The organism is Sphaerisporangium sp. NPDC051017 (assembly GCF_040683095.1).
Lineage (GTDB): Bacteria > Actinomycetota > Actinomycetes > Streptosporangiales > Streptosporangiaceae > Sphaerisporangium.
In genome coordinates, this window is record NZ_JBFBCI010000065.1 from 32,114 (window position 1) to 45,690 (window position 13,577).

Here is a 13,577-nt window from a genome sequence, read left to right on the forward strand (position 1 = left end):
CGCCGCGCCCCGGGTCGTGGGCGCGGCGCCGTCTTCGGACGCCTTGGGGGCGGTTACTTGCGCTTCTCCACCTCTTCGGTGAGCTGTGGCACGACCTGGTGCAGGTCGCCCACGACACCGAAGTCGGCCAGCTCGAAGATCGGGGCCTCGGAGTCCTTGTTGATCGCGATGATCGTCTTGGCGGTCTGCATGCCGGCCCGGTGCTGGATCGCGCCGGAGATGCCCGCCGCGATGTAGAGCTGCGGCGAGACGGTCTTGCCGGTCTGCCCGACCTGGAACTGGTGGGGGTACCACCCGGCGTCGGTGGCGGCCCGCGAGGCGCCCACGGCGGCTCCGAGCGCGTCGGCCAGCTTCTCGATGACCGCGAAGTTCTCGGCGGAGCCGACGCCGCGCCCGCCGGAGACCACGATCGCGGCCTCGGTGAGCTCGGGACGGGCGCCCTTCTCCTGCTTGACCCGCTCGACCACCCGCGCGCCCTTGGCTGCGTCCGACAGCGCGACCGTCACCTGCTCCTCGGCCGCGGCCCCCGCCGACGGCTCGGGAGCGGTGGAGTTGGGACGGACGGCGATGATCGGGGTGCCCTTGGCGGCCCGGGACCTGACGTTGACGCCGCCGCCGAAGATGGACTGCTCGGCGACGAAGCCGTCGCCGAGGCCCACGGCGTCGGTGATCACGCCGGAGTCGGTCTTGATCGCGAGGCGGCCGGCGACCTCCTTGCCCTCGGCGGTCGCGGCGACGAGCACCGCGGCGGGCGAGGCGGAGGCGACGAGCTGGGCGAGCAGCTCGGCCTTCGGCGCGACGACGTAGTCGACGATCTCGTCGGAGCCGGCGACGTAGATCTTGTCGGCGCCGTACTCGGCCAGCCGGGCCTTGGCGGCCTCGGAGTAGCCGGGACCCGCCCACACGGCCGACGCGCCGCCCAGCGAGCGGGCCAGCGTCAGCAGCTCCAGGGTGACCTTCTTGACCTCTCCGTCGACGTGCTCGACGAGAACCAGAATCTCAGCCATTGGTGGTCGCCCCTCAGATGAACTTCTTCGACGCGAGGAACTCGGCGGCCTTGGACCCGCCGTCGCCCTCGTCCTTGACGATGGTGCCGGCCGCGCGCGGGGGCGCGACGGCGAACTCGACGACCTCGCTCCGGGCGCCGCCGAGGCCGACCTGCGCGGCGTCGATCTCGGCGTCGGCGACGCCGAGGGTCTCCACCGGCTTCTTCTTGGCGGCCATGATGCCCTTGAACGAGGGGTAGCGCGGCTCGTTGATCTTCTCGACGACGGAGACCACGGCGGGCAGCGAGGCCTCGACCTTGTCGAAGCCGTAGTCGGTGACCCGCTGGATCGCGATCGCGGAGCCGTCGATGTCGACCTTGCCCGCGAGCGTGAGCTGCGGGACGCCGAGGCGCTCGGCCAGCATGGCGGCGAGCACGCCGGTGCGCGCGTCGGTGGACTCCGAGCCGAGGACGACCAGGTCGAAGCCGATCTTCTTCAGCGTCTGGGCCAGCGCGTACGAGGTGGAGAGTGCATCGGAGCCGTGGAGGGCGTCGTCGACCAGGTGGACGGCCTTGTCGGCGCCCATCGCCAGGGCCTTGCGGATCGTGTCCGTGGCCTTGCCCGGCCCCATGGTGAGCACGGTCACCTCGCCGCCGTGGGCTTCCTTGATCTTGAGCGCCTCTTCGACGGCGTATTCGCACAGCTCGTTGATGACGCCGTCGGCGGCGTCACGGTCGAGCGTGTTGTCCTTGGCATTCAGCTTGCGCTCGGTCGCCGTGTCGGGGACCTGCTTCACGCAGACGACGATGTTCATGGCCGGTGGCCGACCTCCCGTTTCACAGGCGCCACCACATCGCTGGGATGGCGCCGATTCCTCGGCACGTGCGCGCGGGGCACGCGCACGTCGTACGAGCCGCCCCGGCGATCGGCACCGGAGGCCGCTTTCAGATTGTCATGGGCCCGGGAGCGTGGTGACAGCGGGTGCCCTGGGGCGATCATCCGTTCCGGGCACATCGCCCCTTTCCCTATGTTACCCGCGGGTAGCTTAGCGGCGAACCCGCAGCTACCCGGCCCGCGCGAGCCCCGGGGGCTACTTTTCCCCACCATACCGAACTTCATTCCAGAACTATGCTCGGGATAGCGTCCGCCCTCAGCTCGCGAACGCGATCGTCACGAGGACGACCATCACGGTGCCGAGCGCCAGAACGAGCGTGAACGGGCTGAACAGCGCCGTGAGCAGGGCGTACAGCCCGACCGTACCCGCCCCGCCGACCAGGTCGAACACCACGCGCGCCCTGGCCTTGGCCACGACGCCGAAACCCGCGTCCACGAGCACGCCCACCCCGTACGCCGCCAGCACCAGCAGCGACAGCTCCGGAACGTACCCGTGGGCCGCCGCCGCCACCAGCCCCGACACCACGCCCGCGCCCACCACCCAGCGCTTCCTGACCTTCTCGCGGTGCCGCGCGAGGGTCGCGTCCACGGATCCCGCGGGCTCACGCTTGTCGGCCGGGCGCCACTCCTCGGTCGGCGGCTCGGTGCTCGCCACGCGCCTGCGCGGCGGCGGCACCAGCACCGGCGGCACCGACGCGCCCAGCCGCGCGCACAGGTCGGCCGCCGTCGGCCGGGACGCCGCGTCGGCCCGCAGGCACTCGGCCAGCAGCGGAGCCAGCCACGACGGCACGTCCGCCAGGTCGGGCTCGTGGTGGACGACACGGTAGGCGACCGCCGGCGCCGGGCCCGTGCCGTACGGCTGGCGTCCCGAGGACGCGTACGCGACCGTCGCCCCGAACGCGAAGACGTCGGCCGCCGGGCCCGCCTCGCGGCCCTCCAGCACCTCGGGCGCGAGGTAGCCGGGCGTGCCCAGCACGGCACCGGAGGCCGTCACCGAGGACGCGTCCAGCGCGTCCGCGATGCCGAAGTCGATGACGTGCGGCTCGCCGTCGGCGATGATCACGTTCGCCGGTTTGAGGTCGCGGTGGACGACGCCCGCCGCGTGGATGGCCGCCAGCGCCTCGGCGAGCCCCGCGGCCAGCCGCTGCAGGTCGTCGCCGCGCACGGGACCGCCCGCCGCGACGAGGGCGCCGAGCGAGCGCCCCTGGACGTACCGGGTGACCAGGTAGGGCCGGGGGCCGGTCATCGAGGCGTCCAGCACCTCGGCGATGTGCGGGCCCCGGACCCGCCGCATGGTCTCGACCTCACGCCCGAGCCGGGCGAGCGCGACCTCGTCCGAGGCGACATGCGGATGCAGCACCTTGACGGCAACGGTGTGCCCCTCGGGATCCAGTGCGAGATGGACCTCGCCGAACCCGCCCGCCCCCAGCCTCGACAACAGGCGGTAGGGCCCGAGCTGATCCGCCGCCGGCACGCTCATGCGACTCCTTTCGGGGCCAGCCCCGTTCCATCGTGCGCGCTCTGCGGGCTCATTTCCACACTGACACTGGGGGAAACGATGACCGTCTCGGGTCACTTCCCCCAGAAGGCCAGAAAACTAAGGCCCAGATTCTTCAAGAGATCTTTGACCAGCCCGCTGACGAGCCCCGTCGCGCTGCTGCGCGCCGACGCGCTGAGCGAGTTGATCACCTGCGAGGGCGCCTCCCAGGGCGTCCACGACGGCTCGGCCGTGACGGCGGTCATCACCGCGAAGAACGCGAGCGTGCCGAAGAGGATCGTCACCACCATGCCCGCCCCCGGACTGCGGATCACCGCCGTCAGCGTGCGGGCCACGGCCTTGCGCGGCTTGCCGCCCCCGGGCAGCACGAACAGCCCGGCGACGAACGCCGACGCCCCCCACGCCGCCGCCGAGTCGCCGTCCATCTGCGCCAAGTAGTGCAGCCCGCCCCAGGCGCAGACGCCGAACATCGCCGCCAGCGGCGTGATCACGAGCGTCGCCAGCGCGGACTTGATCAGCGCCCACGGGGTGCCGAGCACGGCGAGCAGAGGGTCGCTCGCGCTGCTGCCCCGCACCGAGCGGCGCTCGGCCAGATCGCCCCACAGGTGCTCCCCGACGCGCAGGCACAGCACCACGACCACCATGAACACGCACGCCAGCACGGGCACCATGCGCGCGAACGCGACCACCACGACCAGCAGCACCGCGGCCAGCAGCGGATGCCCGGCGCGGTACCGCGGGCGGTCCTGCCGGGGCTCGGGCCCGTGCCCCTGGTCCGGCTGGTACGGCCGCGCACCCACCGGCGGCGGCGCCGAACCCGGGGCGGCGCCGGGCGCGGGAGGCGGCGCGGGCGGGTAGACGGCCCGCTGGTCCGGATGCGGCGGCGGGGGCGCGTAGCCGGGCGGGGCCGCGTGGCCGGGCGGCGGCCCGTACGGGGCGGGCGGGTACGCGGGCTGCGGCGCGTATCCCGCCGGGGGCGGCGCGTACGCGGGCGGCGAGTACGGGGGCGGCGCGGCGGGAGGCGGGCTCGTGCTCGGCGGGGACACTGCGGGGGGCGCGGAGGCCGCGACGGCCTTGCGCCTGCGCTCGGGCTCGGCGTACTTCACGGGCGGCAGCAGGTCGGAGAAGCTGTCCTCCCGGGCGAGCTTCTCGCGCGTGGTGCGTGCCTCGCCGGGCTCGGCGCCCTCCGCCCCCGAACCCGCCAGCACGCGACTGCCGTCGGTCAGGACCCGCGTGCCGTCCCCCAGGACACGGGTACCGTCGCTCAGGACCCGCGTGCCATCGTCCAGGACACGGGTACCGTCATTAAGAACCCGGGTGCCATCGTCCAGAACGCGGGCACCGTCATTAAGAACCCGGGTGCCATCGTCCAGAACGCGGGCACCGTCGTCCAGGACACGCGTGCCGTCGTCGGCGCCGGAGACGCCGGGCACACCGGGAATTCTCGCGGCGCCGGAGACGCCCGAAGTCCCGGGGGCCATGGTGCCCCGGAGCCTGCTCGCACCCTCGCCGTTGCCGCCCGAGCCGCCAACCCTGCGCGTGTCTCCCGCCCGTACCGGGCTCTCCTGGAACGCGGTCAGGCTCGGGTCCAGCGCCCGCGACATCGCCAGCAGGCGGCGCGCGTCCGGCCGGACGGAGGCGTCGACGGCGAACGCCGCGCGCAGCCAGCCCCGCAGCCAGACGGGGGCCTGGTCGATGTTCGCCCGGCCCTCCATGATGTTGTAGCAGACCGACTCGAAGGTGCCCGTGCCGAACGGCGGCTTGCCCGTCGCGCCGAAGAAGACGGTGGCGGCCAGCGCGTGCACGTCCGCCGCCTGCGTGATCTCCTCGTCCCTGATGATCTCGGGCGCGAGGTATCCGGGCGTGCCGACGAACATGCCGGTCTGCGTCAGCCGGGTCGCGTTGACCAGGTGGGCGATGCCGAAGTCGATCACCAGCGGGTCGCCGTCGACGAGCATGACGTTCGCCGGCTTGAAGTCGCGGTGGATCACGTCCGCCGCGTGGATCGCGATCAGCGCCTCGCACAGCCCGCGCGCCAGCCGGATCACGCCCTCGGCGGACAGCGGCCCGTCCGACAGCACCGTCTCCTCAAGCGTGCGGCCGGGGGCGAACCGCGTCACGATGAACGGCGTACGGCCGGTGAGCTCGGCGTCGATCACCGCCGCGACGCGCGGGCTGCGCACCCGGCGCATGGTCTCGACCTCGCGCGTCAGGCGGTCACGGGCCTTGAGGTCGGCGGCCACGTGCGGGTGGAGCACCTTGACGGCGACCTGCCTGCCCTCGTCGTCCAGGCTGAGGTGGACGACGCCCATGCCGCCCTCGCCCAGGCGGCGCAGCAGCTTGTATGGGCCGAGCCTGTCCATCGTCTCGCGCATCGCCTCACCCGTCATGCCCCCGTCAACCTGCCTTCGCTCGAAGCCGGCTGAGACTCTTCAGCCACTCCGTCATCTCCACAGGACTCCAGACTGCCTCTCCCGACGGCCTGATGAGCGTGGTCACCGCGTAGAAAGCCGCCGCGGCGGCCAGAACCCCGAGTACGCAGGTGACGGCGATGGCCGCCCCCTTCGAGGGGAAGACGGCCGCCAGCGTGCGGTTCATCTGCCGGCCCGGGCCCACGACGCCGGGACCGGCGCAGATGATCCACAGCGACACCGCGACCCCGCAGCTCAGGACGAGGCTGGACGACAGAGACCTGACCAAGAAGGCCAGGACCAGCGCCACCGGAACGCCGAGGATCAGCGCGTACGGTACCAGCGCGATCGTCAGCCCGATCGATTTCAGCAGCGCGCCGGGACGGGCCAATACGCCGAGCACGCCGGGCCCGCTCGACGGGCGCCCGGCGTCGTGCGCGGGCTGGGCGATGTCGGCGGCGCGCAGCAGCACGGCGCCGAGAACGACCACCACCGTCACCACCACGGGCGCCAGCACCGCGGCGGCGATCACGAGGACCAGCGCCAGCACGCTCGCCGCGCCGTACACGGGCGAACCGGCGTGCAGACCGGGCGTCCGGGCCGCGCCGGGGTCCGGCGTCGCGTCCGAGGGCAGGTGCATCGTGGGAACGTACGACGGGCCCTGCTGCCGACGGACGTGCGGCGTCCTCTCGAAGATGTCCGGCGGCTGCTCGAACAGCGCCTGCGGATACGGATGCCCGCCCGCCCCACCGGCCCGCCCCTGCTGGCCCGCTCCCTGCGCGGCCCCTTGACCGGAAACGGCCCCTTGCCCGGAAGCCGCCCCCTGCGCGGGGACCGCCCCCTGCGGAGGGCTCGCCCCGAGCCCGCGAGAGGCCCCGGCGCCGTGAGCGGGGTTCGGCCCTGTGCCCCGAACGGGCGGCGCGCCCTGCGCGGCCGAGGAGGTCATCCCGAGCCCATGAGAAGGGCCCCCCTGACCGTGAGCCCCCGTACCCTGACCGTGGGCCCCCGTACCTTGGCCGTACGGTGCGACGCCTTGCCCGTGCGTCCCCGCGCCCTGGCCGTGCGGCGACGATCCCTGGCCGTGCGGCGGCGATCCCTGCGGACGGGACCCCATCCCCTGGCCGGGCTGGTACGCCATTCCCCGGCCGGGCTGGGCCCCCGTGCCCTGTGCCGGCTGTGACCCCGTGCCCTGCGCGGGCTGGGATCCGGTGCCGGGCCCCTGGTAGGGCCCCGTACCCGGCCGCGCGGGCGCACCCGTGGCCCCGGTGGCGGGCCCGGTCCCCAGGTGGTGGCCTGACCGGGCGTCGGCCTCCTTCAGCTCCTCCGGGCGTACCCGCCGGGTGGGCACCTCGCCCTGGTCTAACGCCCCGGGCCGGGCATCCCACGGACGGGACTGCCCCGGCGGGGCGAACCGCGTCGGCATCTCTCCCTCGGCGACGGGCCCGGGCTGGGAGTCCCCGGCGCGCGGACGTACTGCGGGCGTGTCCCACTCCACCCCGACCTCGCGCAGTTCCTCCCCGGTCACGCGCCGGGTCGGCCACGGATCTCCCGGGCCCGCGCCCTGCGGGACGTCGCCCAGCAGCGACACGTACTCGTCGGCGGAACCGCCCGCAGGCCGTCCCGGACCCGCCGCACCGGTCACGGACGCCCCGGGAACGGAAAGTCCGGGCACCGCCGCGCCGGGCACCGCCGCGCCGGGAACGGACGCGCCCGGGGCCGCCGGGCCGCCCGTGACCGATTCGGGTAGCAGGGAATGGCCCGTGCGGGGCGGCTCGACGGGGGAGGCGCCGGTACGGGAAGCGCCGGTCCGAACGGGCCGGGTGCCCGGAGGCGGGCCCGTCAGCGGCTGGTCGTCCGGCGGCATCTCCGGAAGCGTGATCACCTCGTCGGGTATGCTCGCCCGCCCCTGCCCCCCACGCGGGGGGACCATCCGCGAGAGCTGCGCGGCGAGTTCGGCCGCCGTGGGCCGCCTGGCCGGGTCGCGGTGGAAGGCGGCGCGCAGCAGCGGGCGCAGCAGCGCCGGAGCGGCCTCGACGTTGGCCCGCCCGGCGGTGATGTTGTAGAAGATCATCTCCAGCGTGCCCTTGCCGAAGGGCGGCTGGCCGCTCGCGGAGTACAGCATCGTGCCCGCCCAGGCGTGCACGTCGACCTCGGGCCCCGCCTCGTGCCCCTCGATGATCTCGGGGGCGAGATAGCCGGGGGTACCGATGAACATGCCGGTCTGTGTGAGCCGGGTGGCGTCGACGGCCTGCGCGATGCCGAAGTCGATGAGGACGGGGTCGCCGTCCAGCAGCAGGACGTTGCCCGGCTTCAGGTCGCGGTGGATGACCCCCGCCGCGTGCACCGCCGCCAGCGCCTCGGCCACGCCGTGCGCCACCCGCAGCAGCGCGCCGACCGCCAGGGCGCCGTCGCGTTTGACCGTGTCGTCCAGTGGCATTCCCGGGACGTACCTGGTCACGATGTAGGGACGGCTGCCGGTCACGTCGGCGTCGAGCACCTCCGCGATGTAGCGGTTCCGCACCCGCCGCATGGTCTCGACCTCGCGCGCGAGCCTGCGGCGCGCGACGTCGTCCCCGGTCACCTCGGCGCGCAGCGCCTTGACGGCGACCTGCCGCCCCTGGGAGTCGAGCGCGAGGTGGACCACGCCCATGCCACCCTCACCGAGCCGCCGGAGCAGCCGGTAGGGGCCCAATCGGTCGTCATGATTCATCTGATCTCCGGCGGTGCCCCGGTTTCGTGTCCGGAGGAAGGTGCCTTGCTCCAATTGTCACATCTTGCTTACCGTGCGCAATGCCCATGGACATCGGCCTTCGATCGACGGCATGGCCTGCCGCCACCACGTGCACACGCGGCAGGCGCCCCTCAACGCCCGCCGGCAGGCAGCCGGACCCCCGCCGCCGACCGCCGGTTCGCCCTCCCGGCCTCACCCGGCCACGAGAGCACCCCGCGGACGTCGGCCCACGGTCTTTGACGGCACGTAGCACCATACCGGCTTAAACCCCACACATTAGTGAACCATGAGGCCACATTCCCGGTAGTACAACGGTCCACGGGGTGGCATCGGTTTCCCAAGCCGGGAAAGTCATCGTCAAGTCGCCGCTCGCGCGGGGCCGTATGCATGCGCGGGTGCGACGGGACCCTCGGGGTCACTGCGCGAGCGCGACCACCTCAGCGGTCTTCAGCCGCGCGAGCGCCTCGCCCGCGATGGCCAGCTTCGAGGCCCGGATGCCACTGCCGATCACGACCTCCGGTCGCCGCGCCACCTCGGCGTCGACCAGCACGGGCCACTCCTCCGGCAGCCCCAGAGGCGTGATGCCGCCGTACTCCATGCCGGACATCTCGACCGCGTCCGCCTGCGGCGCGAAGGACGTCTTGCGCGCGTCCAGATGGCGGCGGATCGCCCCGTTGACGTCGGCGCGCATCGTCGCGAGCACCATGACCGCCGCGTACCGCGTCTCACCTCCCCGCTTGGCGGCGACGATCACGCAGTTCGCCGAGTCCTCCAGCGCGACCCCGTACCGCTCGCAGAAGGCGGCGGTGTCGGCCAGCGCGGGGTCGATCGGCGCCACCGCGACATCGTCGGCCAGGTTCTCCAGGGCGCGGGCGACCGGATCGGCGAGCAGGTCGCGCCGGTCGCGCGCGGGCACCCATTCGAGCGTGCCCAGTGCCATGGGTCATCTCTCCTTCAGTACGCGGTGATGAAGCTCGGTCACCACCTTACGGGCGGATTCGAAGGCCCCCGCCTGCCAGGCGATGAGGTGCGTGAGCCAGTCGCCGGCGAAGTAGACCCGCCCGGCGGGGCGCTGGAGCAGCGAGAAGCCGCTCATCGACGGCCAGCGCACCCAGGCCCCCTCGATGTGCGGCTGCCGCCGCCAGGCCACCGACACCGACGCGAGGATTCCCTTGGCGTACGCGCGACCGTGGACCTTCGCGCCCTGGACCAACGCGCGGCGCAGGCGCTCGCGGTGGCGCAGCCGGTCGTACGCCTCGGCGTCCTGGGCGGTGTTGTAGTAGCCCACGACCAGGCCGCGCTCGCCGTGGAACCCGTAGGACGGATACCAGATGTGCCCGATGTCCAGGTCCGTCTCGGTGGCGCCGCCGTAGATGCGGTCCTCGACCTCCCACCAGCGGCGGCCGTACTCCAGGCCCAGCTTCCCCGCCGACAGCGGCACCGGCGTGGCCAGCGCGGACTGCACGTCGGCGCCGAGGTTGCCGGGGATCTTGGCGAGCAGGTGCGGCGGCAGCGCGGCGACGCAGTAGTCCGCCCGCAGGGAGGACCCGCCCTCGACGGTCACCTCGACCCCGCCCGGCCGGTTCATGATCTTCGTGACGCGGGTGCCCGTACGGATGCGGGCCGCGCCGACCCGCGCCGCGAGCGCGCGCACGATCGCGTCCATGCCGCCGACCGGCTGGAACATCGGCATCGCCTGCTCGTACCCGGCGTCCATGGTCAGCACCCGGCCGAGCCGCGCGCTCAGCACGTCGGCCAGCGGCGGCGGCGGGCCCAGATCCGTCCCCGTCCCCACTCCCGGATTGACCCGGTACCCCCGGCGCTCGCCGCCCGCGTACGAGTGCGAGGCGCCGATATCCCCGAAATGGGAGAGGAAGTCCAGAAGGCGTTCCTTGTCGCCCTCGGTGAGGCGCGTGTCCAGCGCCCCGGCGTCGGTGGCCTTGGCCAGCAGCTCGGAGATGTACCCGTAGGCGTCCGCGCGGGCCGTGCGGACGCGGGCGGGGCCGCGCATTCCGGCGGTGAGCACATACGCGGCGGCGTTGCCGTTGACGAACACCTCCAGGGGGACGCCCAGCTCACGGCAATAGTCGAGCGTCACCATCCACTGCGCGATCCGCGCCGGACCGGCGTTGAAGTACGTCCCCTCGCCGAAGCCGACCCGCTGCGTCTCCCCGCGCTCCCCCGGGGACAGAGCCGTCGGAGACATGTTCGGGGACATGTTCGGGGACATGTTCGGGGACATGTTCGGGGACATGTTCGGGGACATGTTCGGGGACATGTTCGGGGACATGTTCGGGGACATGTGCGCCGTCGGCGCCCCGGATGCCCCAGGCGACGCGCCGCCTGCCAGACGCCCGGCGGCCGCGCTCCCCGCGCCTCTCTCCGCCACGTGGGGCAACTCGGTGACGATGTCCCCACCGCGCAGGGTCAGGCTGCGCCCTCCTATGCGGTCGCGGGCCTCCAGCACCGTGCAGTCGTACCCGGCCTTGCCCAGCTCGTACGCGCACGCCAGCCCCGCCACGCCCGCGCCCAGCACGAGCACCTTCGCGGCCGAACCACCGCGCAACGAGAAGTCGGACCGCTGCGGCGGGACGTACGGCGCCGGCGCCGGCCCTCCCCCCGTCGGGGGCACCGGGGTCGTCGTCTCGGTGGGGGCCAGGCCGAGCACGCCCATCGCGGCGTACATCGCGCCCGCGCCGCCCGCCGCGCCGATGCCCACCAGCAGCGAGCGCCGCGTCAGCCCGTCCGCGACGGCGCGCCGCGGTAACCCCTCGTCCTCCACGAGGGTCAGCCGTAGATGCCGCTGCCGCAGGCCACCTGGCCCGCGATCGACGCGTACAGGCCGAGCAGGCCCATGATGTCGCGGAAGTCGTCGGTGGTGAACTCGGTGTGCCGGGGGCCGGCCTGCCGGGTGCCGGGCACCAGCGAGCAGGCGGCGGCGATGGCCGTCGAGTTCCACTCCACGCCGAGTGTGACCGGCAGCGGGACGACGTACGGGCGGAAGTCACCGAGGCGGTTCAGCGCCCGCGCCGCGGCCTCCCGGATCAGCGCCTGCGCGACGCTCGGCGTCAGCAGTTCGGCGGCGAACCGGTCGACGCCCCTCTTCACCGCGACCGTCTCAACGTCCCCGAGCAGCGACCGGGCCTCCTCACAGACCGCCTCGTCCCCCGTGACCAGCGCCACCGGCACCCCGAAGAACCCGGCGAACCCGGCGACCAGCGCGGTCTCGCCGACGACCTCGCCATTCAGGTAGACGTTCTGGATCTCCTTGCCCATCCAGGTGTGGTTCAGCACGCCGTGCCGGACGCCGGCGCGGGCGTGGTACCCGGTGAAGCACGCGGCCTGGAAGTCGCCCGTCAGCCCCTGCGCCATGCGCATCGGCTTGCCGGGGCCGCGGATCAGCGAGGCGCGCGGGTCGAGCAGGTCCACCCGCAGGTTCTTCGTCGAGCCGTGCGCGTCGTTGACGACCACCGCCGTCGCCCCCGCCTCGCACACCCCCGCGACCACCGCGTTGGCGTCGGCGGTCATCAACTCACAGCCACGCTCGTAGCCACGACCTCCGGCGTGCATCTCCTCGGGGTCGGTAAGCCCCGTCACGCCCTCCATATCAACCGACACATAAACCTTCATCGCGATACCCAGTTTCCCACCCCTCCACCACCACCGCCGCCCACACACCCACACTCGCCCGCCCAAAGCGCCCCAACGGCCACGACCAAGCCGATCACTACGGCCACCGTCCCGACCTCCCGCTCAAGCCACGCACCTCCCCGAGGCCACCCCGGAGAACCGCTCACCCCGGTGAATTACAGTCAGCCCGTGAACCGCTGTCACCCCGGTGAACCGCTTGACCACGGTCGCGCCCACCACGCCTCTTCACACAGCCACGCCCCCACTCGGCAGCGACCACCACAAGAGCGGACAAAAGGGCGGGAATCACACCTCTCACCAACCCAGCCCCCCACGACTGGTGATCACCGAAGACGGCGTTACCCACCGCCCCCACGTACACAAGCCCACAGCAACCGACGACGAAACCCCATCGTCTGGCCCATGCCCGGTACCTCATCTCCATAGGTCACCCCGAACTGAAATCGTGCATGCCGAAACTCAGCTCCAGAGGCGTCCGGGACCGACAGCGGAACGCACCAGTTCGATGTCCGGCGCCCGTACCAGGAATTCGGCCCGCTCACCGCCGACGACACCATGGAACACCCTGTTCCGTCTGCGCGTCACGCCGTAGACGCCAGGGGACGACATGTCGACGATGTCCACAACCGAGTCCGCCGAGAACCGCCACCGGAACGAGGAGCCTTGGAGTATCAGCCTCCCCCGCTCCCAACGCCTGCCGGAACGGTCCACGAAACGCATTTGCAGGGGAGCCTCACCTCCACCCCTGACTGATACTCCGCCCTGATATTGGCGGACCGCAACTCCACCCACAGGGCAGCGACGAACTCAAGGAAAATCTCGAAAACGAATTCGGCCAACAACCTGAAGCCCCTCAAAAGTCCAAGGCCGAGGCCACGCCCAGCCCAGCGATCGCCTACTCAACGCACAGTGAACGCACGTGGCGGGTGTCCACCTGACGGCGGTCACCACGTTACGGCGTCGGAGGCGATGCTCACGCTGGGACCGGTGGAATCGATCTGGGCGACCACCTTGGTCGCTCCGGTCGCGGATATTTGCGTAACGTCGGACTTGCCCTCACACCACAGTCCGACGCCGTGCCGAGTGGGCTCCACCAGGATGCATGACCGGTCCACCTTCGTGAGCGCCCTGGCCGGTGGCCGAGTCGTCCCCTCCCCTGTGGGGACGAGGTACAACTCCGTGGCGCGCTGGACGATCAGAGCCGACTCATCCGGCAGCCAGGCCAGATATTGGATCGACCCCTTGAACGGGATCTCGGAGTGCCGGCCGGTCTCGCGGTTCTCCACGCCGATCTGGTAACCGCCTCTGCCCCAGGGCCCCGGCGTTCTTGAGTTCTGATGCGGTATGGCGCGGTTGAGGTTTCGGCAGGTGGCATACGAAAGAGCGCGACTTCTGGTGATCTTTCA

General features: G+C 72.4%; 10 protein-coding genes and 2 pseudogenes. 1 reads left to right on the forward strand and 11 read right to left on the reverse strand.

Going from position 1 to position 13,577, the window contains the following annotated elements; genetic code table 11:
* Nucleotides 1-53: 53 nt before the first annotated feature.
* The 7 genes from AB0M95_RS34330 to AB0M95_RS34360 form a co-directional block, all read right to left on the reverse strand.
* Entirely contained in the window at nt 54-1,007 is a 954-nt protein-coding gene (locus AB0M95_RS34330; RefSeq protein ID WP_363773825.1) for an electron transfer flavoprotein subunit alpha/FixB family protein, read from the reverse strand.
* Between the two features lie 13 nt (nt 1,008-1,020).
* Complete coding sequence (locus AB0M95_RS34335; RefSeq protein WP_363773828.1) at nt 1,021-1,800, reverse strand: electron transfer flavoprotein subunit beta/FixA family protein; 780 nt, start codon at nt 1,798-1,800, stop codon at nt 1,021-1,023.
* Between the two features lie 336 nt (nt 1,801-2,136).
* Entirely contained in the window at nt 2,137-3,360 is a 1,224-nt protein-coding gene (locus AB0M95_RS34340; protein ID WP_363773831.1) for a serine/threonine-protein kinase, read from the reverse strand.
* Between the two features lie 92 nt (nt 3,361-3,452).
* On the reverse strand, nt 3,453-5,768 hold the full coding sequence (locus AB0M95_RS34345; RefSeq protein ID WP_363773834.1) for a serine/threonine-protein kinase: 2,316 nt from the start codon (nt 5,766-5,768) through the stop codon (nt 3,453-3,455).
* A 7-nt stretch (nt 5,769-5,775) separates the two neighbouring features.
* Nucleotides 5,776-8,499: a protein kinase gene (locus tag AB0M95_RS34350; protein WP_363773837.1), complete on the reverse strand. Its 2,724-nt coding sequence runs from the start codon at nt 8,497-8,499 to the stop codon at nt 5,776-5,778.
* A gap of 436 nt (nt 8,500-8,935) precedes the next feature.
* The gene (locus AB0M95_RS34355; RefSeq protein ID WP_363773840.1) at nt 8,936-9,460 is read right to left on the reverse strand and encodes a YbaK/EbsC family protein; all 525 of its coding nucleotides are present in this window, start codon (nt 9,458-9,460) and stop codon (nt 8,936-8,938) included.
* 3 nt (nt 9,461-9,463) lie between these two features.
* Nucleotides 9,464-10,822: an FAD-dependent oxidoreductase gene (locus tag AB0M95_RS34360; RefSeq protein ID WP_363773852.1), complete on the reverse strand. Its 1,359-nt coding sequence runs from the start codon at nt 10,820-10,822 to the stop codon at nt 9,464-9,466.
* On the opposite strand from AB0M95_RS34360, the pseudogene AB0M95_RS34365 reads away from it, so the two are divergent.
* Nucleotides 10,747-10,926, forward strand: a pseudogene (locus tag AB0M95_RS34365) (hypothetical protein); the annotation flags it as partial. The gene AB0M95_RS34360 and the pseudogene AB0M95_RS34365 overlap by 76 nt on opposite strands.
* A gap of 4 nt (nt 10,927-10,930) precedes the next feature.
* Here AB0M95_RS34365 and AB0M95_RS34370 read toward each other — a convergent pair.
* From AB0M95_RS34370 to AB0M95_RS34385, 4 genes and pseudogenes are all read right to left on the reverse strand, one after another.
* Nucleotides 10,931-11,206, reverse strand: a pseudogene (locus AB0M95_RS34370) (FAD-dependent oxidoreductase); the annotation flags it as partial.
* 101 nt (nt 11,207-11,307) lie between these two features.
* Nucleotides 11,308-12,138, reverse strand: a complete 831-nt coding sequence (locus AB0M95_RS34375) for a M55 family metallopeptidase (RefSeq protein WP_363773843.1) — start codon at nt 12,136-12,138, stop codon at nt 11,308-11,310.
* A gap of 492 nt (nt 12,139-12,630) precedes the next feature.
* Entirely contained in the window at nt 12,631-12,795 is a 165-nt protein-coding gene (locus AB0M95_RS34380) for a hypothetical protein (RefSeq protein ID WP_363773846.1), read from the reverse strand.
* A 320-nt stretch (nt 12,796-13,115) separates the two neighbouring features.
* Nucleotides 13,116-13,457, reverse strand: a complete 342-nt coding sequence (locus AB0M95_RS34385) for a hypothetical protein (RefSeq protein ID WP_363773849.1) — start codon at nt 13,455-13,457, stop codon at nt 13,116-13,118.
* Nucleotides 13,458-13,577 lie beyond the last annotated feature (120 nt).